Genomic DNA, 20843 nt, shown 5'->3' with positions numbered 1-20843 from the left:
GCGCGTTCACCGCGTGCCGTCGGCCGTGAGCTTCTCGAGCGCGGGGACGTCCTTCTCCGTGACCAGGGCGGGGCCGGTGAGGATCGGCTTGCCGCCGCCGATCACGTTCCCGTTGACCTTGTTGAGCCACAGTTCGTCGACCGCGAGATAGCCCTGGAGGTAGGGCTGCTGGTCGACCGCGAAGGCGATCTCCTTGGCCTTGAGGCGGGCGACGACCTCGGCGTTGAGGTCGAAGGTGCTGATCTCCGCCGACGACCCGGCGCCCTGCTTGGCCTTCACCGACGCGGCGGCGAACGGCGCGCCGAGGGTGACGACGGCGTCGATGTCCTCGGCGCTCTGGAGTTTCGCCTCGACGGACGAGGTGGTGGCGGGCATGTTGGTGCCCTCCACGTTGAGGTTCTCGACCGTGCCGTCGAAGGTCTTCTTCACGCCGGCGCAGCGGGCCTCGAGGGAGACGTTGCCCTGTTCGTGGATGACGCAGAGCGCCTTCTTCTTCCCCTGGGCGTTGAGCTCCTCGCCGACGGCCTCGCCGGCCACCGACTCGTCCTGGCCGATGTGGCTGAGCGCGCCGAGGCCGTCGGAGAACTCAGCTCCGGAGTTGATCGTGACGACGGGGATGCCCGCCGCCACCGCCTTCTTCACCACGTCGCTCATCGCTTCCGGTTTGGCGAGGGTGACGATGATCCCGTCGACCTTCTGGTCGATGTACGTCTGGACCAGCTGGGCCTGCTCCTTGCCCTCCGGGTTCGCCGCGTAGAGGAAGTCGACGTTGTCCTTGCGGGCGGCGACCTTGGCGCCGCTCTGGACGATGTCCCAGAACGTGTCGCCCTGACCGGAGTGCGTCACCATGGCGATCTTCATCCGGGGGGTCTTCGCGGCCTCGCCGCCCGCGCCGTCCCCCGACGGCTTCTCGTCGGCGTCCTTGCCACCGGAACTGCTGCATCCGGCGACGACGACCAGGGCACATGCGGCGAGCAGGGCTGCTGCCGTGCGGGGGCTACGCATGGTGGGTCCGCCTTCTCTCCCGGCCGCCCGGTTGCGGCTGGGTGAGTTTCTACGGCGGTGCCGCGACCCCGTCAAGACTTTGTCCGAACATTCTTACGCGAGACGTACGGCCCCGCGGTCGGGCGCAGCGTGCCTACGGTCGCACCAGGAGCTGGAACTCGAAGGCGTAGCGCGAGGCGCGGTAGACGTGGGAGCCGAACTCGACCGGCCGGCCCGTGTCGTCGAAGGTGGCGCGTTCCATCGTCAGCAGCGGCGCTCCGGCGAGCTCGCCGAGCAGTTCGGCCTCCTGCTCCGTCGCCGCTCGGGCGCCGACCGACTGGCGGGCACTGTGCAGGGTGATACCCGCCGCCCGCATCATCCGGTAGAGGCCGGTGGACTCCAGCCGTTCGGTGTCGCACTCCAGCAGGCCGGCCGGCAGGTGGTTGCGCAGCCGGGCCATCGGCTCGCCGTGGGCGTAGCGCAGCCGCTCGATCAGCCGCACGTCGCTGCCCTCGGGGACGGCGAGGGCGGCCGCGACCTCGGCGCTCGCGGGCTCGACCTCGTTGGTGAGCACGACCGTCGCGGGCCGCTGGCCGGCCGCCTCCAGGTCGTCGTAGAGGCTGCTCAGTTCCAGCGGGCGCCTCACCTGGCTGTGCACGACCTGGGTGCCCACACCCCGGCGGCGCACCAGCAGCCCCTTGTCGACCAGGGACTGGATGGCCTGGCGGACCGTCGGCCGGGACAGCCCGAGCCGGCCGGCGAGCTCTATCTCGTTGCCGAGCAGACTGCCCGGGGTGAGCACCCCCCTCTCGATGGCTGATTCCAGCTGCTGTGAAAGCTGGAAATAGAGCGGGACCGGGCTGGTCCGGTCCACGCTCAGCTGGAGCGACAGCGACGGTCCCGTCTCGTGTCTGGGCTGCTTGGGCACGTGGGGGAGCGTAGTCGCACGCCATGTTGACGGGAAGTCGTGAGGTTCGGTTGTCAGGACAAAGTCTTGACAGCGCGGTGGCCCCACCTCCACCTTTGGGCCATGCGCATCGGACTCATCGGGACGGGACGTATCGGCAGCTTTCACGCGGGGGTGCTCAGCCGCCACCGTGAGGTGGGTTCCCTGGTCGTGGCGGACACCGACGCCGTCCGGGCGGCGGAGGTGGCGGACCGCTGCGGCGCCACCGCCGCGCCCAGCAGCAACGAGGTCTTCACCTGGGGCGTGGACGCGGTGGTGATCGCCTCCGCGACCGCCGCGCACGCCGACCTGATCGCCCGCGCCGCCCGGGCCGGCATCCCGGCGTTCTGCGAGAAGCCGATCGCCCTGGACCTGCCGGGCACCCTGGGGGCGCTGCGGGCGGTCGAGGAGGCGGGGACCGAACTCCAGCTGGGTTTCATGCGGCGCTTCGACGCCGGCTACACGGCGGCGCGCGAGCTCGTGCGCTCCGGCCGCCTCGGCCGGCTGCACACCGTACGGGCCATCACCTCCGACCCCGCGCCACCGCCCGCGGCCTACCTGCCGCTGTCGGGCGGCCTGTACCGGGACTGCCTGGTCCATGACTTCGACATCCTGCGGTGGGTGACCGGCCGCGAGGTGACGGAGGTGTACGCGACCGGCTCGGACGCGGGCCACCCGATGTTCAAGGAGGTGGGCGACATCGACACCGCGGCGGCGCTGCTCACGCTCGACGACGGGACGCTGGCCACGGCGACCGCGACCCGCTGCAATGGCGCCGGCTACGACGTACGGATGGAGCTGGCCGGAGAGCTCGACCAGGTCGCGGTCGGCCTCGACGACCGCACGCCGATCAGCTCCACGGAGCCGCACGGCCTGCCGCCCGTCGACAAGCCCTGGCCGGGCTTCCTCGAGCGCTTCGCCCCGGCGTACGAGGCGGAGCTGGACGCGTTCGTGCGCATGGTGGCGGGCGAGGCGGAGAACCCCTGCGACGGCCGGGAGGCACTGACGGCGCTGCGGATCGCGGAGGCCTGCGAACTGTCCCGCCGGGAGCACCGGCCGGTCCGGCTGGAGGAGATCCCGGCGGGCTGACACGGCGGGTCGGTCGCCGGGCCAGACGACGTCACGATGTGCCCGCGGACAGGACGGTGCCCTGCGCGACGGCGCAGAGGGTCTCGGCCCCGTCCTCGCCGACGGTGAGCAGCTCGCACCGGACCACGGCCTGCCGTCGCCCGGTGTGCACGACGGCGGCACGGGCGCGAAGCGTGCGTCCGGTGGCGGGCCGCACGTACTGCACGGAGAAGCCGCCGGTCAGCACGGCCGGCCCGAGGGTGGTTCCGGCGGCGAAGGTGATCGAGTTGTCGGCGGCGTACGCGAGGACACCGCCGTGCAGATACCCGTTCTGCTGGCGCAGATCCTCCCGGACGTCCACCTCGAGCACGGCCTCCCCGTCGCCGAAGGCGATGATCCGCGCGCCCAGCAGCCTGCTGAACGGCTGGCTGTCGAGCACCTTGCGCGCGGTGTCGAGATCAAGTCCGGTCATGTGCGCACTCCATGGATGTGGGGGCGAGGGCATCGAGTACGGCACGCAGCGCGGCTCGCGCCTCGCTCTCCGTGCCGTCGGCCGGCCGGAGTTCGTCGAGTCGCGCGGTCCAGGCCAGGACTCCGGCGGCCGGGTCGGGCGCGGCGAAGGAGAGCGCCCCGGCGCTCGCCTCCTGCTGCCGCTCGTGGGCGTCGTACCAGCAGGTCCACTCCCAGCCGGGCCAGCCGGACAGCCGGTCGGCGGCCGCCGCCCCGCCGAGGAAGTTGCCGCGGGTCCAGGCGGCGACGCGACGGGCGGGCACGTCGATGTGCACGCCTCCGTAGGGGATGTGGGGCAGCCTCGGCACCCGGGTGCCGGGCAGCAGTTGACGGACCACGTCGGGGCCGTGTGCCAGCACGTCGGACACGTTCTCGGCGGAGACGGCGTGCGCCTGCGGACCGTCCCGGTAGGTCACCGTGACGGCGACGGTGAAGTCGGGCTCGTCGGGGAAGGCGGCCTGCAACAGGCCGCCGGGCCGGGTGCCGAGCTCGGAGCGCACGGACTCCCGCTCCATGCCCAGGTGGGCGACGACGTCCTCCAGGCCGTCGTACGCCCAGCGGACCTCCCAGCCCGGCCAGGTCCCGGCGAGCACCGCGAACAGGGTCCGGCGCTCCTCGTACGTCTCCAGGTGCCAGGTGAACAGCAGCAGGACGCGTCTGTCGTGGTCGACGACCGCCGCGGCCTCGCACGAGATGTCGTCCATCCAGTTGCGGGGCCCCACGGGCTCCAGGCCGGCGATGAGACGGCCGAACTCCTCCGGCCCTTCCGCCGCGTCGACGGCCAGGCGCGGCCCGCCCCAGCGGAAGTAGAACTGCTGCCAGGCCCCGTCCCTGACCACCGCATAACGTGCCCGCTCGGCCACGGCCGCCCTACCAGCGCACCGGCAGCCGGCGGACACCACGCATCAGGAGGCCCGGCAGCCAGTCGTACGTGTCCGCGGGGGCGTCCAGGGCCAGTTCGGGGCAGCGTTCCAGGAGGGAGCGGACGGCGATCCGTGCCTCCATGCGGGCCAGCGGCGCGCCGAGGCAGAAGTGGATGCCGTGCCCGAAGGCGAGATGGCCGCGGGTGTCCCGGCGGATGTCGAAGCGGTCGGGGTCCGCGTAGCGGGCCGGGTCGCGGTCGGCGGCCGCCAGGCCGATGAGCACCATTGAGCCCTGTGGAACGACCTGGTCGCCGATCGGTACGGGCGCGGCGCTGAAGCGGACGGTGGCGGTCTCCACGGGTCCGTCGTAGCGCAGCATCTCCTCGACCGCGCCGTCGAGGAGGGAGAAGTCGGCCCGCAGGGCGGCGAGTTGATCGGGGTGGGTGAGCAGGGCGCGCACGCCGTTGGAGATGAGGTTGACCGTCGTCTCATGGCCGGCGACGAGCAGGAGGTAGGCGAGTGCGCGCAGTTCGGCCGTGGAGAGCCGGTCGTCCTCGGCGGGGCCGTCCGCTTCGGCGGGGCCGGGGAGCGTGCGGACGAGGGCGGAGAGCAGATCGTCCGTGGGGGTGGCGCAGCGCTTGTCCTCGATGAGTTCGTCGAGGTAGACCGCGAGCTGCCGGACGGCGTCCTCGCCCGCTTCCTGGGAGGTCGGGGCGACCACCTCGTTCGACCACGTGCGGAAGGCGTCGCGGTCGGCGGCGGGGATGCCCAGGAGTTCGCAGATCACGACGATCGGCAGCGGGAAGGCCAGCGCGTCGACGAGGTCGGCACGGCCGGCCGGCAGCATTTCGTCCAGGAGATCGTCCGTGATCCGCTGGACACGGGGCCGCAGCGCCTCCGCGCGACGCGGGGTGAACTCACGGCTGACCAGCTTGCGCAGCCGGGTGTGGTCGGGCGGGTCGATCACGAGGAGGTTGGGGCCGATGACCTGCTCGTCCAGCATGGTCACGCCTATGGTGGCGGGCGATTTCGACAGCCGCGCGTCGGAGAGTGCCGCCCGTCCCTCCTCGTGGCCGACGATCAGCCAGAACTCGCCGCCGTCGGCGCCGCGCACGCGGTGCACGGGGCCCGATTCCCGCAGTCGCGCGTAGTACGGATACGGGTTCGCGGTGAAGTCGGGCCCGTACTGGTCCAGATCAACGATGGTCACCGGCTCACCCTACGTGCGTTCCTCGTCGTCGAGCAGGCCCGCGTCGTGCGCCAACAGCGCGATCTGGACACGGTTGTTGAGGTCCAGCTTGGCCAGGATCCGGGACACGTGCGTCTTGACGGTGGCGACGCTCATGTACAGCGTCGCCGCGATCTCCGCGTTGGAACTGCCCCGGCCGACGGCGAGCGCCACCTCCCGCTCGCGGCCGGCGAGCAGTTCGAGGCGCCGCAGTGCCGCGGCCCTGCGGGTGTCGGCGCCGCTGCCCGCCACGTGGGTCATCAGCTGCCGGGTGACCGCCGGGGACAGCACCGGGTCTCCGGCGGCGACTCTGCGCACCGCGGCGACGATCTCCGCGGGCGGAGTGTCCTTCAGCACGAACCCCGCCGCGCCCGCCCGCATCGCCCGCAGCACCTGTTCGTCGGCGTGGAAGGTGGTCAGCACCACGACCTCCGGCGCGTCCGGCCGCCGGCGCAGCCGCTCGGTGGCTTCGAGGCCGTCCATGACCGGCATGCGGATGTCCATCAGGACCACGTCCGGCGCGAGCCGGTCGACGAGTTCCGCCACTTCGGAGCCGTCGGCCCCCTCCCCCACGATCTCGATGTCGCCGGCCCCGCCCAGCATGAGGGCGAGGCCTGCCCGTACGAGCGGGTCGTCGTCCACGACGATCAGCCGGATAGTCATACGGACCACGGTAGCCAGGCCCGTACCCGGAACCCGCCGTCGCCCCGCACACCGTGCTCCAGCCGCCCGCCCGCGAGCGTGGCCCGTTCGGTCAGGCCGATCAGGCCCTGGCCGGAGCCGGGGACCTTCGGGACATCGCCGGCCGGGGCCTCGTTGTCGACCTGGACGGTGATCCCCTCCCCCGGGCCCCCGCTCAGGGAGAGGGTGACGTCGGTGCCCGGGGCGTGCTTGCGGGCGTTGGTCAGCCCCTCCTGGGCGATGCGGTACGCCGTGCGGCCGGTGGCGGCGGGCACGGCGTCCGGGTCGGCGACGGCGTTGTCGAGCGTGACGCTCATCCCGGCCTCCCGTGATTCGCCGACCAGGGCCTCGAGGGTGGCGAGCGTGGGCTGCGGCCGGTCAGGGCCGTCGCTGTCACCCGGGGCGCGCAGCACACCGATGATCTGACGCAGGTCCTGGAGCGCCTCGTGTGCGCTGTCGCGGATCACGCCGGCGGCCCTGCCGACCTCCGCGGGGGGCGCGTCGGGCCGGAACTCGAGGGCTCCGGCGTGCACGCTCAGCAGGGTGAGCCGGTGCGCGAGCACGTCGTGCATCTCACGGGCGATGGCCTCGCGGGCCAGCCGCTGCGCCTGCTCCGCGCGCAGGGCGGCCTCCGCCTCGGCGCGCCGGGCGCGTTCGCGCAGGGCGAGGACCAGTTGACGGCGGGCGCGCACCAGCATGCCCCAGCCGACCATCAGGAGCACCAGCACGACCCCGGCGACCGTGGAGGCGAGGAAGGAGACGCTCGGATCCGGCCGCAGGAAGGCCTGGACCGCGCCGGACGCCATCGCCAGCACCCCGAGGACGGCGACGGGCCGGAACGGGCGGTGCACGGCGAGGCTGAACAGACCGAGCATCAGCGCGCCCCCGGCCGCCGGGGCGATCGCGGAGACGGCGACCAAGGACGCCGCGAGCGGCACCGGCGCCCGCCGGCGGACCCACAGGGCACAGCAGGCGGCGGCGCCCAGCAGCTGATCGGCCAGGATCACGGCTTCGGAGTTCCCGGCCTGGGCACTGGCGTCGGCGGCCAGCGCGCCGATCACGGCGGCGGCCAGGAAGACGAAGGTGTCGACGATCCAGTCGCGTACGGTGCGCCGGGGTCTCGCCCTGCCCTGGTTGCCGGGCAGGTCGGGGTCGGGTGGGTCGGCCATGGCCGAGGGCAGCAGCCATGGGTACTCCGCGCGGGTCATGTCGACAAAGCTACGAGGCCCGTGGCCCGGATGTGCCCGTCCGGGCGGCGGAAGCGACCAAAGTCGCGGGACCGGATACTTTCGTCGGCCGTGATCGGTGCCGAAGCCGGACGCGCGCGGGCGGGCCGCCGCGCGAGGCTGCCGGCATGAAGAAGATTCTCGAGGTCGGCGGGTTCCTGCTGTTCGTGTGGGGCGCGGCGGGTGTGGCCCACGAGCTCACGGGCTGGTTCAAGCTCTGGGGAGTCGTGCGGCGTCTGAGCTTCCTCGACGGCCATGAGCTGTACGCGAGCATCGTGCTGGCGGTGCTGGGCGGGGTGATGATGGTGGCGTCGGACCGCTTCCGCTGAGGGCGCGACGCGGGCGGCGGGGCGGGCCCACGCCGGGCCACGCCCGCCGTCGAGCGCCTGGACCGCACCCGCGCACCGGCCGCGCCCCCGCGCCGCCGCCGTCGAACCGGCCCTTCGCGCCGGGTCCGCCCGCCCGCGCAGGCCTTGTCCTTTCGCCGCCGGCCGCGCCGCCCGCCCTCTCAGGCCTTGTCCTTCGCCGGACGCTCCGCGTCCATGAGGCGGGCGACCTCCGCCGCGTGCTCGCTCAGCCGGTTACCGACGCTCCCGCTGGTGTAGAGCGCGGTGCCGACGACCGCGACCGGCACCGACAGGCCGAGAACGCCGAGGAGTTCGGGCCAGTCGCGCTCGGACTCGCAGGTCGCGTCCTCCCCGCCCTCGTTGGCCGTGCCCCACTCGGTCAGCAGCCGGGACTCGCACTCCCTGCCCTCGCCATACGCGCTGTCCAGGGTGTACGGGAGGAGCAGCAGCACGCCGAACCACACCCACAGCAGCGCCGCCACGGACAGCAGGCCGAAGCCCCAGGTCTGCGTCCGCTTGGCGCGGGCGCGGAAGGCCAGGTCGTGCTGAAGCGATCGCATGGGCGTCGAAACTAGCAGTCGGCCCTGTCGGCGGCGCGGCGACCCCAGGTCGTCCCCGCGAGCACGAGAGCCGCGCCCACCAGGCCGACGGCGCCGATGTGTTCGCCGCCGATCGCGATGCCCGCGGCCGCCGCCCACAGCGGCTCGGTGCCGAGCAGCAGGCTGACGCGGGACGGCGAGCTGCGGCGTACGGCCCACATCTGCACGAAGAACGCGAACAGGGTGCAGAAGACGGACAGGAACACCAGCCCGGCCCATTCGCGCGGCCCGAAGCCGACGGCCACGGCCCACGGGGAGGCCCCGCTGCCCGGCAGGACGGCCAGGACGGTGAACACGGCGACCGCCGCCCCGAGTTGGACGGTCGTCAGGGAGAGGGAGTCCGCGCCGCGGACCGCCTTGATCCTGGCCATGGCGAGCACATGGACGGTACGGACCACGGCGGCCAGCAGCATCAGCAGGTCACCGGTGGAGGGGGCGGTGAAGCCCGTCCCCTGGGTCAGCAGCACCACGCCGGCGACCGATACGGCCGCCGCGGCGAGGAAGGACGACGGGGGCCGGCGCCGGGTCACCGCCGCCTCCGCGAGCGGCGTGAAGATCATGGTGAGGCTGATGATGAGGCCGGCGTTGGTAGCCGAGGTGTGGACCACGCCGTAGGTCTCGAGCAGGAAGACGGCGCTCAGGATCACTCCGAGCAGCCCGGCCCCCCGCCACTGCGCGGCGGTCAGCGACCGCAGCCTGCGCCGACCCGCCACGGCGAGCGCCGGCAGGACGAGCGCGAACCGCAGGACGAGAACGGCCACGACGGTGTGCGTGGTCGTGATGCCCTTCGCCGCGAGGTAACTGGCGCCCCAGACGACGGCGACGAGCAGCACCGGCAGGTCGGTGAGCCAGGCCCGGCGGGGGGCGAGTGCGGGTGCGGGTACGGCGATCGACGACACCAGGTCTCCAGCGGACACGGCGGGGTGGAGACTTCAGCGGCTCGCACACGGGAGCGATCACCGTACCGGACACGCGCAGGGCTGCATCTCCTATGCGTAGCTGCCGTACTCGGGGCGGCCGGCGAGCTCGTAGGTGTGGATCGCCGCGCCGGTGCCGGTGGTCCGCGCCTCGAGGTGCTTGAACGCCGTGGGCGTCGCGCCCTCCGGGAACAGGCGCATGCCGGTGCCGAGGACGACGGGGAAGACGACCAGGTACAGCTTGTCGACGAGGTCGTGCGCCATCAGGGTCTGGGCGAGCTTGCCGCTGCCGTGCATCTGGAGTTCCCCGTCGGTGCGCTCCTTGAGCGCGGTGACCTCCTTGACGATGTCGCCGCCGATGACGGTGGTGTTCTCCCAGTCGGCCGACTTGAGGGTGGTCGAGGCGACGTACTTGGGCAGGGAGTTGAGCTTCGAGGCGACCGGGTCGGCGGGGTCGGTCTGCTTGGGCCAGTAGCTCGCGAAGATGTCGTAGGTGCGGCGGCCGAGCAGAAAGGCGCCGACCCGCCCGAAGACCTCGTCGATGAACTGTCCGAAGTCCGCGTCCCCGTAGGGCACGGACCAGCCACCGTGCTCGAATCCGCCGGTGGTGTCCTCCTCCGGCCCGCCGGGGGCCTGGTAGACGCCGTCGAGGGTGAGGAACTGGGTGAGGGAGAGCTGCGCCATGGTTCATTCGCCTTTCATCGCATTTCAGCGGGTTCCGATGAGTCTCACAGCTCTGACCGCGCGGGGTCCCGGAACTCATCGGCGTGCCGAGCGCGATGTCCGATCACCGCCAGCACCAGACCACCGGAAGCGATGTGATTGAAGCCGCAACCACTTAACGGATGTTGGAGGCTTCGATGAACGGCAAGGTGGCTCTGGTGACCGGCGGAAGCCGCGGGATCGGCGCGGCGACGGCGCTGCGGCTGGCACGTGGTGGCGCCGACGTCGCTATCACCTACGTGGCGGGGAAGGAGGCCGCGGAGGAGGTCGTGCGGCGGATCGAACAGGCGGGCCGGCGCGGGGTGGCCCTGCGCGCGGACTCGGCCGACACCACGGAGGCGGCGGACGCCGTGGACCGCACCGTGGACGCCCTGGGCGGGCTCGACATCCTCGTCAACAACGTGGGCGTGGGCCTGCTCGGGCCGCTGGAGAGCATCACGCCGGCCGATGTTGACCGGGTGCTGGCCGTGAACGTAAGGGGCGTGTACCTCACGTCCCGGGCGGCCGCCGCGCGCATGGGGAGCGGCTCTCGGATCGTCACGATCGGCACCTGCATGACCCAGCGGGTGCCGGGACCCGGCGGCACCCTGTACGCGATGAGCAAGTCGGCGCTGATCGGTCTCACCAAGGCGCTGGCCAGGGAGTTGGGCGGGCGGGGCATCACGGCGAACATCGTCCACCCGGGTCCGGTCGACACCGACATGAACCCGGCGGACGGCCCGTACGCGGACCCGCAGAAGGCGGACACGGCGCTCGGCCGCTTCGGCCGGCCGGAGGAGATCGCGTCGATGGTCGCCTACCTGGCGGGCGGCGAGGCGGCGTACATCACCGGTGCCGAGTTCTCCGTGGACGGCGGACACGCCGCCTGAGACATGTGCGCGGGGCGCACCGTTGCTGTCGGCCGGTGCGCCCCGCGGGGCAGGGAGGGTGTCGTACCTCCCCGTTCTGTGGCGGCTGCGCGCCTCCCGGGCTCCTGGCGGGCGCGTGCCCGCCGGGCTCCGGGGGCGGCCGTCAGCCGCCGAGCTCCTGGTGACGGGCCGTCAGGCGGGCCGCTCCCTGCTCGGTCAGGGAGCCGAACAGCCGCAGGCGGGAGATGCCGCCGTCGGGGTAGATGTCGATCCGCACATGGGTGCCGACCGCGGGGGCGTCGAGCACGAAACGGTGGTTGGTGTCGGGCTGCAGCCGGGTGCGCGGCAGGATCTCGCGCCACTCGCCCTCGGCGCCGTCCCGTACGGACAGCGCCGCCCAGCCCGCGCTGTTGCCCTTCAGGTACGCGGTGTCGATCTCGACCGCCCGGATCTCCGCCTGCCCGACCAGCTGGTAGCGGATCCAGTCGTTGCCCTTGTCGCGGCGGCGGCGGGTCTCCCAGCCGTCGTCCATCTTGCGGGAGCGGCCGGGCTGGATGGTGTTGGTGGCCGGGGAGTAGAAGCGGTCGGAGGCGTCCTCGACCTGGCCGCCGTTCTCGAGCGCGACGAGGTCGAAGGTGCCGAGCGCACCGAGCCAGGCGGGATCGGGCACGACCTCGCCGTGGACGCGCAGGCGGGCGATGCCGCCGTCGGGGTGCTGGTTGACGCGCAGGTGCGTGAAGCGCTGCTCCACGTCGACGGCGAAGCCGTTGGCGGCGTGGCCGCCGACGGCGGTGCGCGGGACGAGCGTCGTCCACTTCACGTCGTCGCCGAGGAGCTCCTCCGGCGACGGCGAGCCGGCGACCGACGCGCCCTCGATCGACACGGCCTGCGGGTAGTTGCCGCGGAAGTGCGCGGTGTCGACGACGATGCCGCGTACGACGCCGGGGGCGCCGAGGCGTACCAGCGCCCAGTCGTGGTCCTCGTCGACGGGGTGGGGCTGCCCGGCGGAGACACCGCGGCGGCGGCGGGTCTCCCAGCCGTCCATGATCTTGCCCTTGTGGCCGAAGTGCTCGGGGTCGAACTCGGCGGGCTCCGGCTTCAGCAGGTTCTCTCGCTCGGCGAAGAACTCGTCGTTGGCGGCGACGACGCCTCCGCCGAGGCGGCGGTCGGCGAGGTCGGCGTACTGCGTGAAGGGGAAGTCGGCTGCGCGGTAGTCGGCGTACGGGTCACCGCCGCCGTAGGGGCTGGCGTCACCGGTGAAGGAGGGGATGGAGGATGCAGACACGGTTCAGTTGTTCCTTTCGAGCAGCCGGCCCGTCGGCTCGGCCAGGTTGCCGTTCTCCACGATCCGCCTGCCGCGCAGCCACGTCGATCTGACCACCCCGTACAGCGTCTTGCCCGCGTAGGCGGTCACCTGGTTGCGGTGGTGCAGTTCAGCGGGGTCGACGGTGAAGGTCGCGTCGGGGGCGAGGACCGCGAAGTCGGCGTCACGGCCGGCCTCGATGGCGCCCTTGGTGCCGAGGCCCGCCAGATCGGCGGGTGCCTTCGCCATCCAGCGGACGACGTCGTCGAGGGTGTGGCCGCGCTTGCGGGCCTCGGTCCAGATCGCGGGCAGGCCGAGCTGGAGCGAGGAGATGCCGCCCCAGGCGGATGCGAAGTCCGGGGTCTTGAGGTCGGTGGTGCAGGGAGAGTGGTCGGAGACGATGCAGTCGATCGTGCCGTCGGCGAGGCCCTGCCAGAGCGCGTCCTGGTTCGCGGCCTCCCGGATCGGCGGGCAGCACTTGAACTCGGTCGCCCCGTCCGGGACCTCTTCCGCGGTGAGGGTGAGGAAGTGCGGGCACGACTCGACGGTGACGGCGACGCCCTCCCGCCGGGCCTCCGCGATCAGCGGCAGCGCGTCGCTGGAGGACAGGTGCAGGACGTGGACGCGGGCGCCGAGCCGCTTGGCGTGCGAGATCAGGTTCCCGATCGCGGTGTTCTCGGCGTCCCGGGGCCGGGAGGCGAGGAAGTCGGCGTACCTGGGCCCGCTCCGCTGCGGCGCGGAGGCGAGGTGGTGCGGGTCCTCGGCGTGCACGATCAGCAGGCCGCCGAATCCGGAGATCTCGGCCATGGAGCGGGCGAGCTGCTCCTGGTCGAGCTCGGGGAACTCCTCGACGCCGGACGGGGACAGGAAGCACTTGAAGCCGAAGACCCCCGCGTCGTGCAGCGGCCGCAGGTCCTTGACGTTGGACGGGATCGCGCCGCCCCAGAAGCCGACGTCGACGTGGGCCTTGGAGCGGGCCACGTCGCGCTTGACGGCGAGGTGGTCGACGGTGGTGGTGGGCGGCAGGGAGTTGAGCGGCATGTCGAGCAGGGTGGTGATGCCGCCGGCGGCGGCCGCGCGGGTGGCGGTCCAGAAGCCCTCCCATTCGCTGCGGCCGGGGTCGTTCACATGAACGTGGGTGTCGACGAGGCCGGGGAGGACGACGTCGTCGCCGAAGTCCTCGAGCCGTGCCCCGGCCGGCACATCGGCGTCGTACGGCTCCACCGCGGCGATCCGCCCGCCGGCGACGGCGACCGTCGCGGCGCGCGTCCCCTCGGGGGTGATCACGCGCGTCGAGCGCAGCACCAGGTCCACTTCCACGTCGGACACCCGCTCCCCTCACTTCCACTGCTCAGCGAAAAATTCAACGAACTGTTGAAGGAGTCTTCCCCTCTCGTCGATACCCGTCAAGACCCGCCCGAGGCGGAAGATCACGCTTGTACGTTTCCACAAAGTGGAAGTACAATTCCGTTGCGACGTGGTCGCTTCAGCCAGGAGCAGGCCCGCGCATCACCGCAGACACAGGGACAAACACGCCCTGACCGGCCACGACGCGACTCTGCGGGCGATGTGTCCCGGACCCGCGCCCGGTAGGCTGCAGCCTTGCCCTGCCTGCCCGAAAGGACCGCCGACGTGCCGACGTCCAGCGCCAGCGCCACCGACGCAGCCAAGCCCGCCGCCAGCGGCGGCGTGCAGTCCCTTGAGCGCGCCTTCGACCTGCTCGAACGAATGGCCGACGCCGGTGGCGAGGTCGGTCTCAGCGAGCTCTCCGCCAGCAGCGGTCTGCCGCTGCCCACGATCCACCGTCTCATGCGCACACTGGTCGCCTGCGGCTATGTACGCCAGCAGCCCAACCGCCGCTACGCGCTCGGCCCCCGGCTGATCCGCCTCGGCGAGTCCGCCTCCCGACTCCTCGGCACCTGGGCCCGCCCCTACCTCGCCCGCCTCGTCGAGGAGACCGGCGAGACGGCGAACATGGCGCTGCTCGACGGCGACGAGATCGTCTACGTGGCGCAGGTGCCCTCGAAGCACTCCATGCGCATGTTCACCGAGGTGGGCCGGCGGGTGCTGCCGCACTCCACCGGCGTGGGCAAGGCGCTGCTCGCGCACACCCCGGCGGAGGAAGTGCGGGCGCTGCTGGCCAGGACCGGCATGCCCGCCGCGACCGAGAAGACGATCACGACGCCCGAGGGCTTCCTCGAGGCGCTCGAGCAGGTCCGCCGCGCCGGCTACGCGGTCGACGACAACGAGCAGGAGATAGGGGTCCGCTGCCTCGCGGTCTCCGTGCCCGACTCCCCCACCGCGGCGGCCGTCTCGATCTCCGGTCCGGCGGGCCGGGTCACGGAGGCGGCGACGGAGAAGATCGTGCCCATCCTCCAGGAGGTCGCGCTCGACCTGTCCGCGGCGCTGGCCAACACCAACGGGCAGGGCTGACGACGGCGGTGGGGCAGGGCCGGGGCAGGTGAACGTCGTGGATGGCGCGGCAGGACCTCCGGCGGTTGCGGCCGGCGCGCTCCCCGGCTGACCGAGCGCGGCAGGCGCGCGCACCAGTAGCGCCTGTCGGCCGCTGCGCTCGGCTGCCGGTGCGCCCCCGGCTGCTCGAGCCCGGCAGGCGCTCGCGCCGGTAGCTGCCCGGCGGCCGGTGCGCGGCCCGGCCGTTCGAAGGCGGGCAGGCGGATCCGCCGGCAACTGCCCGGCGGCCGGTTCGTTCCCCGGCTGCCCGAAGGCGGGCAGCCGGGCGCGCCGGTACCGCGCAGCGGCCGATGGCTACCTGGCCTGCCCGAGGGCGGGCCCGGTACCGCCCCCCGGCGGCGTGCGCCGAGTCGGACGAGGCCGCGAAGACGGCGGTCGCGCGCGTTCTCCGGCAGGCCGGAGCCTCTCAGCGCAGGACGGCCGCCAGCAGGTCCGCCCCCAGCGCCGTCAGATCGGGCAGATTGAGGTGGTGCCGGACGTAACGGCCCTGCCGCCGGGCGGTGAGCAGGCCCGCGCGGCGCAGGACCGCGAGGTGGCGGGAGACCTCCGGGGGTGAGAGTTCCCAGGCGTGGGCCAGCTCACCGGTGGTGTGCGGGCCGCGGGCCAGGGTGCGCAGCAGCCGAAGCCGTACCGGATGCGCGAGTGCCTCCAGCCGCAGGGTGACCGTTTCCAGCGATACGGGCTCCGAAGGACCCGGCTCGGCCACCGGGTACTGCACCACCGGCTGCCACCCGGACGCGTGGACCACCACCAGGTGCGGGCTGCCGAAGACACTGGGGATGAAGGTGACACCGGTGCCGTGGGCGGCGGTCGCCTTGTCCTGCAGCTTGTCCACCACGATGCAGTCGCCGTCCGGCGCCAGGGTGAGAGCGCCGGAGACCGACGCGAGCGCCGCCCCGACGCCCTGGCGCTTCAACAGGTCGTTCTTCAGGCGCAGGTCGGTGGCGAGTTGCACGGCGACGCCCGTCCACGCGGCGTCGAAGAAGGCCTCGGCGCATTCTTCGAGCGTGCGGCGCACCCGCGCCCGCACAGCGGCCGGGTCCGCGAGCAGCCGTTCGGCGAAGGCCTCTTGCCGCGCGCCGCGGGCCTGGGCCAGGTCCAGGGCCCGCTCGCGCGCTGTCGCGTCGGTGAGCGGCGACGCCGCAGCGAAGTGGAGCCGGTTGCTGCCGCACGTCGTGACGAGCGCGGCGGTCGCATACGTCTCGTCGTCGATCCGGTCCACGTCGTCCAACTCCTCGGCGAGGGTCGGCCGAGGCCTGGCGGGGATCAGGAAGTCGGCCTGTGAGGAACGCCAGAGGAACTCGGCCTCCCGCAGCCGCTCGGCCAGCTCGGGCCGCAGCCCCGACCAGACGTCCCCGGCCCAGCCGGCGTGCTGCGGATGATGCCCGGGTTCGGCCAGCACGTGCAGCATCGCGGTCAGTTCGGCCAGCGGGGAGGCGGCGAACCGCAGTCGGTCGGACGGCAGCCCGCCGATGTCGATCCTCAACGTCATCCCCTCAGCATCGCCGACCGGACCGCGGCGACGGCCTCGGTTGACGGTGTCCGTCAACCGGCATGGCCGTCCCGGCGGCCGAACGCACCGTTGCCGCCATGCCGACCACCACCAAGATCCGATCCCGCGCCCTCGTCCGTGCCTCTGGAGGTCCCCGCTACGCCGTCGCCCTGGCCGTGGACGCGCTCGGCACCGGTCTGCTCCGGCCCTTTCTGCTGCTCTACGGAGTGACCGTGCTGAGGTTGTCCGCCCCGGCCACCGGCTTCGCCATGACGGTCGGCGTCGTCGTGGGCCTGGTGTGCATGCCCGCGGTGGGCCGATGGCTGGACCGGGGCGCACGGCGGTCATCACCGCTCTCGCACCCCATGGCGCGACCGCGCTCTGGGGGAGCCTCGCCGCTGCGACGCTCGTCTCCGCCTCCGCCGTCGCCACCGAGAAGGACCCAGCAACGCGGCCCGGCAGCCGCTGCGCCGGGACACGAGCAGGCTCGTGAGCCTCACATCGCCTCCGGCCCACGGCCGGAAGCACCGGTGGACGAGAACCGGGACCGCGCGAACGCGGTCCCGGGCCCTGCACCGTGCCTCAGACGAGCGTGAGCGCGTACACCTCCACCCGTGGGTCGTCCGGCAGGCTCAGTGAGCGCACCGTCTTCCCGGCCTCGAGCGGCGCCGAGGTCGCGAACAGCCGTACCGAAGGCCCGTCGACGCCCTGGCCCCGCCGGATCCGGTGGTCCATGTCGAGCGCGACGGTGGTGCCGCCGGGCGCGGAGCCCGCCCAGTCGCCCACCGTGACGGGCAGTTCGGCGCTGGTGCCGTCGGTGTAGCGGACGGTGAGCGTCGTGGACACCGTGCCGTTGTGGGCGGCAGCCACCAGCCGGAGTGTGCTGTGCCGCCCCGCCGGCAGGAGCATCGACTGCCCGCGTGCCTCGGTGAAGTTGGTGGCCGTACCGGACGCGTCGGGCGCCTGGTAGGTGACGCCGTCCCAGGTCACCGGGCCGGCCTTCGGCAGCAGTGCGGCGTCGTAGCTCCAGCCGCCGCCGTCGAAGTCGCCCTCGTCGGAGGCGGCCACGGTCGCGGTGCCGTCGTGGTTCGCCTCCTGGGCGAGGTCCACCGCGCACTGCCCGCCGCTCGCCGTCGCGCACCGGTTCGGCTCGCGGACCTCGATGGTGGCCTCCCGCACCACGCTCTCCACGCCGGTGCCCGTCACCTCGATGCGCACCGGGTAGGAACCCGGCGCGGTCCCGGCCGGCACGCTCACCTCGGCCTCCACCGTGCGCTGCACGGGCAGCCGGCGGGAGTCGAGCGTGAAGGACGTCGGCATCCGCACCTCCCAGCCCTCAGGGGTCCTGGCCCGTACGGTGACCCGCAGCGCGCCGGGAGACTGGCCCAGCACGTCGAGGGCCAGGTGAGCGGTCTGCGGGGTGTCGCCCCGCGGTACGACGTCCGAGCCGGCACGCAGCGAGGCGTCCAGCCGGCTGCGGGAGTCGGCGGCCGCGCGGTTCACCGACGGCGGCTCCGCGCTCCTGCCGGTGCCCCAGGAGGACGGCTCGTCGCCCAGCTCGTGGGCGAGGGTGCCGCCGTGGGCGACGGCGTCCCAGTCGAGCCAGGTCCGGCGCAGGTCACGGCCGTCGAACGAGGACCGCTGGATGTAGCGGGTGGTGTCGCTCGCTCCCGGCGCCTTGATCGTCAGGGTGCCGCCCTGCTCCTCGCCGTACGTGCCGACGCGGACGACGGCGGAGGAGAACTGCGGGCTGGAGACGGCGAGGAAGTCGCCGCCGCTCATCGTCGGGTAGAGGCCGAGGGAGGAGAAGACATACCAGGCGGACATGGTGCCCAGATCGTCGTTGCCGGTCATGCCGTCGGGGCCGTTGGTGAACAGCGTCATCGCCGCGCGGACGACGGTCGCCGTCTTCGCGGGCGCGCCCGCCCACAGGTACATGTACGGGGCGTGCAGATCGGGCTCGTTGTTCGGGTTGTAGGTGGGCTTGCCGTAGTAGTCGTACGGCGCGGAGATCCAGTCCTCGCGGGCCGTGCGCTCCGGGTCGGTGAGCAGTTTCTCGTACGCGAAGAACGAGTCGAGCCGCTTCTCGGTGGCGGACCTGCCGCCCATCAGAGCGACCAGCCCGGCCGGGTCCTGCGGTACCAGCCACTGGTACTGGTGGGCGCCGCCCTCGTGGAACTGGTGGGCCGCCTCGACCGGGTCGTACGGCGTCAGCCACGTCCCCTCGGCCGTACGCGGCCGGAACTGCGCGATCCCCGAGTCCCACAGATTGCGGTACCACTGGCCGCGCGCCGCGAACGTCCGGGCGTCCTCGGCGTGGCCGAGCTCACGGGCCATCAGGGCCAACGAGGCGTCGGCCGCGGCGTATTCGAGGGTCGCGGAGGCGGGGTGCTTGCAGTCGTTGTCGCCGCCCTTGTCCGCGCAGTCCTCGCCGAGCTCCAGGCCGGAGGGGACGTAGCCGCGCTCCTTGTAGTGCTCCACCCCGGAACGGCCGTTGTAGGGCGAGCCGGCCGGCGGCGTGCTGGTCGCGTTCTTGCGCAGGAGTTGGTACGCCTCCTCCTCGTGGCCCGCGAGGAGCCCCTTGGACCAGGCCTCGACGAGGAACGGGGTCACCGGGTCGCCGGTCATGATGTTGGTCTCGCTGTTGGCGAGCGCCCAGCGCGGCAGCCAGCCGCCGTCGCGTCCGGCGGCGACGACCGAGAGCGCCACATCACGGGCCACCTGCGGCCGGAGCAGCTCGAGCAGCTGGTTCTGCGGCCGGTAGGTGTCCCACAGGGAGAGGTTCTGGTACGGCGTGAACCCGTCCGCGGTGTGCGTCCTGCCGTCGAAGCCGGCGTAACGGCCGTCCACGTCGCCGGCGAGGTTCGGGTGCAACTGGGCGTGGTAGAGCGCCGTGTAGAAGGCGCGTTGCCGTTCGACGGTGCCGCCGCCGACCTCGACGGAGCGGAGTTGACGCTGCCAGGTGGCTCGCAGGCCGGCGCGGGTGGCGTCGAAGTCGTACGAGTCGCCGGTCTCCGCCACCAGGTTCTTGCGGGCGCCTTCGATGCCCGTGTACGACAGGCCGACCTTGACGACCACGTCGCGGTCGTCGGCCGCGTCGAACGTCACCCAGGCGCCGTTGCCGCCCTCGCCCTCGGCGTCACGGCCGCCGGGGGTGCGGGTGTCGCCGCGCCAGGTGCCGTGCGAGGCGAAGGGCCGGTCGAAGGTGGCGGTGAAGTGGACCGTGTGGCGGTCCTTCCCGGCGCAGAAGTTCCCGGCCTCCACGCGGCCTTCGACGGTGCGGTCCCCGACGACGTGCACCTCGGAGTCGTACACCCGCTGGTTGGCCTTGCCGGTGTTGAACAGGACGTTGGCCCGGCCGGTCGCGGGGAAGGTGTAGCGCTGCCAGCCGGTGCGGGGCGTGGCGGTGAGCTCCGCGTCGATGCCGTACGTCTTCAGGCCGACGCGGTAGTAGCCGGGCTCGGCCTCCTCGTCGTCGTGGGAGTAGGCGGACCGGTAGCGGGACGGATCGACGGTGTCGACCGCTCCGGTGGTGGGCATCAGGGGCAGTTCACCGGCGACAGAGCAGCCGACACCGGACAGATGGGTCTGGCTGAACCCGTGGATCTTGTCCTGCTGGTAGTCGTAGCCGCCCTGGCCGCCGGTGTCGGGGCTGACCTGCACCATGCCGAAGGGGGCGCTCGCACCCGGGAAGGTGTTGCCGAAGTTCTGTGTGCCGACGAAGGGGTTGACCAGTGCGGCGGGGTCGTCGGCCACCGGCGCGGCGGCCTGCGCGGCGGGGGCGGGGGCGAGGAGCCCGCCCCACGCCATGGCGGCCGCCAGCGGAAGGGCGGCGGCCCTCGTCGTGCGCGCCCGTATTCTCCTGAGCAGTTGGTGCATGGGCGTCCCTCTCCTGAATCCGTGGACCGGCGCGGAGACTTGACCATGCATCTGACATCGTTGTCAACGCTCTGGACCGATTTCCCGTCCGCCGGGAAACCAGTCCAGGGCGGTCATTGATCCCGCACGGTCTCGCCACAGGGGCGCGAACGCCACGCCGCCGGGTTCTTCATCGTTCCCCGCCCTCGCGAAGCGACCGGTTTCCGGCCCTGCGGCTCGGGCAGCCGCAGAAGTGGAGACTACGAAAGGACCGACATGAGTGCCGGAGAGAAGGCCAAGGCCAAGGCCGAGCAGGTTGTCGGCAGGGCCGTGCGGAAGGCGGCCCACGCGATGGGCAAGGAGACCACCGCGGCCAAGGGAGCCGCCCTGGAGACACGGGGCAGGGCCCGCGAGACCAAGGAGCATTCGAAGCACGGATTCAGGCGCTGACCGCCTCACCACGTGCGCCGGGAGGCCTTCCCAGGGGCGGCGGCACGGCGCGGCCGGGACACCCGTCGCATCGTTGCCGCCGCCCGGCGGACCGGATCCGTGCGGAGCACGAGAAGCGAAGAGATGCGTGTGATCACGTAGTCCGTGGAGGCGGGTGCACCGGACGACAACCGGTGGAACCGCCCCAGGGTCGGCCCAGGCGTCGCCCGTACCGTGTGCCACCGACCGGTGGACGCCCGCATCCTCCCCGAGGGCCGCGAAGAGGTCGTCTCGCTGCTCGCGGACTTCATCCTCTGGCTCTTCGGCGTCGACGACGGCCACTGCGAGG

General features: G+C 72.7%; 19 protein-coding genes and 1 pseudogene. 6 read left to right on the top strand and 14 right to left on the bottom strand.

All coding sequences use genetic code 11. The annotated features are described in order from the left end of the window. Window positions 1-6: 6 nt before the first annotated feature. Both AB0K36_RS25150 and AB0K36_RS25145 read right to left on the bottom strand, forming a co-directional pair. On the bottom strand, window positions 7-1005 hold the full coding sequence (locus AB0K36_RS25150; RefSeq protein ID WP_189464403.1) for a sugar ABC transporter substrate-binding protein: 999 nt from the start codon (window positions 1003-1005) through the stop codon (window positions 7-9). A 133-nt stretch (window positions 1006-1138) separates the two neighbouring features. Further along, complete coding sequence (locus tag AB0K36_RS25145; RefSeq protein WP_364598519.1) at window positions 1139-1858, bottom strand: GntR family transcriptional regulator; 720 nt, start codon at window positions 1856-1858, stop codon at window positions 1139-1141. A 156-nt stretch (window positions 1859-2014) separates the two neighbouring features. On the opposite strand from AB0K36_RS25145, the gene AB0K36_RS25140 reads away from it, so the two are divergent. Continuing rightward, window positions 2015-3019 carry a Gfo/Idh/MocA family protein gene (locus AB0K36_RS25140; protein WP_364598432.1) on the top strand — a complete coding sequence of 335 codons (1005 nt, stop codon included), beginning with the start codon at window positions 2015-2017 and terminating at the stop codon, window positions 3017-3019. 31 nt (window positions 3020-3050) lie between these two features. Here AB0K36_RS25140 and AB0K36_RS25135 read toward each other — a convergent pair whose 3' ends face one another. The 5 genes from AB0K36_RS25135 to AB0K36_RS25115 are packed head-to-tail and all read right to left on the bottom strand — an operon-like array spanning window position 3051 to window position 7488. After that, window positions 3051-3470, bottom strand: a complete 420-nt coding sequence (locus AB0K36_RS25135) for a PaaI family thioesterase (protein WP_364598429.1) — start codon at window positions 3468-3470, stop codon at window positions 3051-3053. Then, window positions 3457-4371, bottom strand: coding sequence for a hypothetical protein (locus AB0K36_RS25130; RefSeq protein WP_364598427.1), 915 nt, complete (start codon window positions 4369-4371; stop codon window positions 3457-3459). The genes AB0K36_RS25135 and AB0K36_RS25130 overlap by 14 nt, the downstream gene beginning before the upstream one ends. A 7-nt stretch (window positions 4372-4378) precedes the next feature. Continuing rightward, window positions 4379-5581, bottom strand: coding sequence for a cytochrome P450 family protein (locus AB0K36_RS25125; protein ID WP_364598424.1), 1203 nt, complete (start codon window positions 5579-5581; stop codon window positions 4379-4381). Between the two features lie 9 nt (window positions 5582-5590). Then, window positions 5591-6262, bottom strand: a complete 672-nt coding sequence (locus tag AB0K36_RS25120) for a response regulator transcription factor (RefSeq protein ID WP_364598421.1) — start codon at window positions 6260-6262, stop codon at window positions 5591-5593. After that, the gene (locus AB0K36_RS25115; RefSeq protein WP_364598418.1) at window positions 6259-7488 is read right to left on the bottom strand and encodes a sensor histidine kinase; all 1230 of its coding nucleotides are present in this window, start codon (window positions 7486-7488) and stop codon (window positions 6259-6261) included. Before AB0K36_RS25115 ends, AB0K36_RS25120 begins: the two co-directional genes overlap by 4 nt. A 146-nt stretch (window positions 7489-7634) precedes the next feature. Between AB0K36_RS25115 and AB0K36_RS25110 the strand changes: the two genes are divergently transcribed. Beyond that, the gene (locus AB0K36_RS25110) at window positions 7635-7835 is read left to right on the top strand and encodes a hypothetical protein (RefSeq protein ID WP_307709177.1); all 201 of its coding nucleotides are present in this window, start codon (window positions 7635-7637) and stop codon (window positions 7833-7835) included. Window positions 7836-8014: 179 nt separating this feature from the next. Here the strand turns inward: AB0K36_RS25110 and AB0K36_RS25105 are convergent, their stop codons facing one another. From AB0K36_RS25105 to AB0K36_RS25095, 3 genes are all read right to left on the bottom strand, one after another. Next, the gene (locus AB0K36_RS25105; protein WP_364598415.1) at window positions 8015-8413 is read right to left on the bottom strand and encodes a hypothetical protein; all 399 of its coding nucleotides are present in this window, start codon (window positions 8411-8413) and stop codon (window positions 8015-8017) included. 11 nt (window positions 8414-8424) lie between these two features. Beyond that, window positions 8425-9351, bottom strand: a complete 927-nt coding sequence (locus tag AB0K36_RS25100) for a DMT family transporter (RefSeq protein WP_364598516.1) — start codon at window positions 9349-9351, stop codon at window positions 8425-8427. Window positions 9352-9441: 90 nt separating this feature from the next. Beyond that, the gene (locus AB0K36_RS25095) at window positions 9442-10053 is read right to left on the bottom strand and encodes a dihydrofolate reductase family protein (protein WP_364598413.1); all 612 of its coding nucleotides are present in this window, start codon (window positions 10051-10053) and stop codon (window positions 9442-9444) included. Between the two features lie 176 nt (window positions 10054-10229). On the opposite strand from AB0K36_RS25095, the gene AB0K36_RS25090 reads away from it, so the two are divergent. Next, on the top strand, window positions 10230-10961 hold the full coding sequence (locus tag AB0K36_RS25090; protein ID WP_364598410.1) for a 3-oxoacyl-ACP reductase family protein: 732 nt from the start codon (window positions 10230-10232) through the stop codon (window positions 10959-10961). Window positions 10962-11103: 142 nt separating this feature from the next. On the opposite strand, the gene alc is transcribed toward AB0K36_RS25090, so the two are convergent. Beyond that, window positions 11104-12225, bottom strand: a complete 1122-nt coding sequence (alc, locus tag AB0K36_RS25085; RefSeq protein ID WP_364598407.1) for an allantoicase — start codon at window positions 12223-12225, stop codon at window positions 11104-11106. Between the two features lie 3 nt (window positions 12226-12228). Beyond that, entirely contained in the window at window positions 12229-13572 is a 1344-nt protein-coding gene (gene allB, locus AB0K36_RS25080) for an allantoinase AllB (RefSeq protein WP_364598404.1), read from the bottom strand. Window positions 13573-13875: 303 nt separating this feature from the next. On the opposite strand from allB, the gene AB0K36_RS25075 reads away from it, so the two are divergent. Further along, entirely contained in the window at window positions 13876-14676 is an 801-nt protein-coding gene (locus AB0K36_RS25075) for an IclR family transcriptional regulator (protein ID WP_364598402.1), read from the top strand. A 445-nt stretch (window positions 14677-15121) separates the two neighbouring features. On the opposite strand, the gene AB0K36_RS25070 is transcribed toward AB0K36_RS25075, so the two are convergent. After that, a complete protein-coding gene (locus AB0K36_RS25070) occupies window positions 15122-16207 on the bottom strand; it encodes a DUF5937 family protein (protein WP_364598400.1) in 1086 nt (361 codons plus the stop codon). Window positions 16208-16305: 98 nt separating this feature from the next. On the opposite strand from AB0K36_RS25070, the pseudogene AB0K36_RS25065 reads away from it, so the two are divergent. After that, window positions 16306-16548: pseudogene (locus tag AB0K36_RS25065) on the top strand (MFS transporter); the annotation flags it as partial. 241 nt (window positions 16549-16789) lie between these two features. Here the strand turns inward: AB0K36_RS25065 and AB0K36_RS25060 are convergent. Then, window positions 16790-20086 carry a GH92 family glycosyl hydrolase gene (locus AB0K36_RS25060; protein ID WP_364598398.1) on the bottom strand — a complete coding sequence of 1099 codons (3297 nt, stop codon included), beginning with the start codon at window positions 20084-20086 and terminating at the stop codon, window positions 16790-16792. Between the two features lie 255 nt (window positions 20087-20341). Between AB0K36_RS25060 and AB0K36_RS25055 the strand changes: the two genes are divergently transcribed. Then, window positions 20342-20515 carry a hypothetical protein gene (locus AB0K36_RS25055; RefSeq protein WP_189464382.1) on the top strand — a complete coding sequence of 58 codons (174 nt, stop codon included), beginning with the start codon at window positions 20342-20344 and terminating at the stop codon, window positions 20513-20515. Window positions 20516-20843 lie beyond the last annotated feature (328 nt).

The sequence above is a fragment of the Streptomyces kurssanovii genome (assembly GCF_040677245.1).
GTDB lineage: Bacteria > Actinomycetota > Actinomycetes > Streptomycetales > Streptomycetaceae > Streptomyces > Streptomyces kurssanovii.
This window is presented reverse-complemented; position numbering and strand designations above follow the sequence as displayed.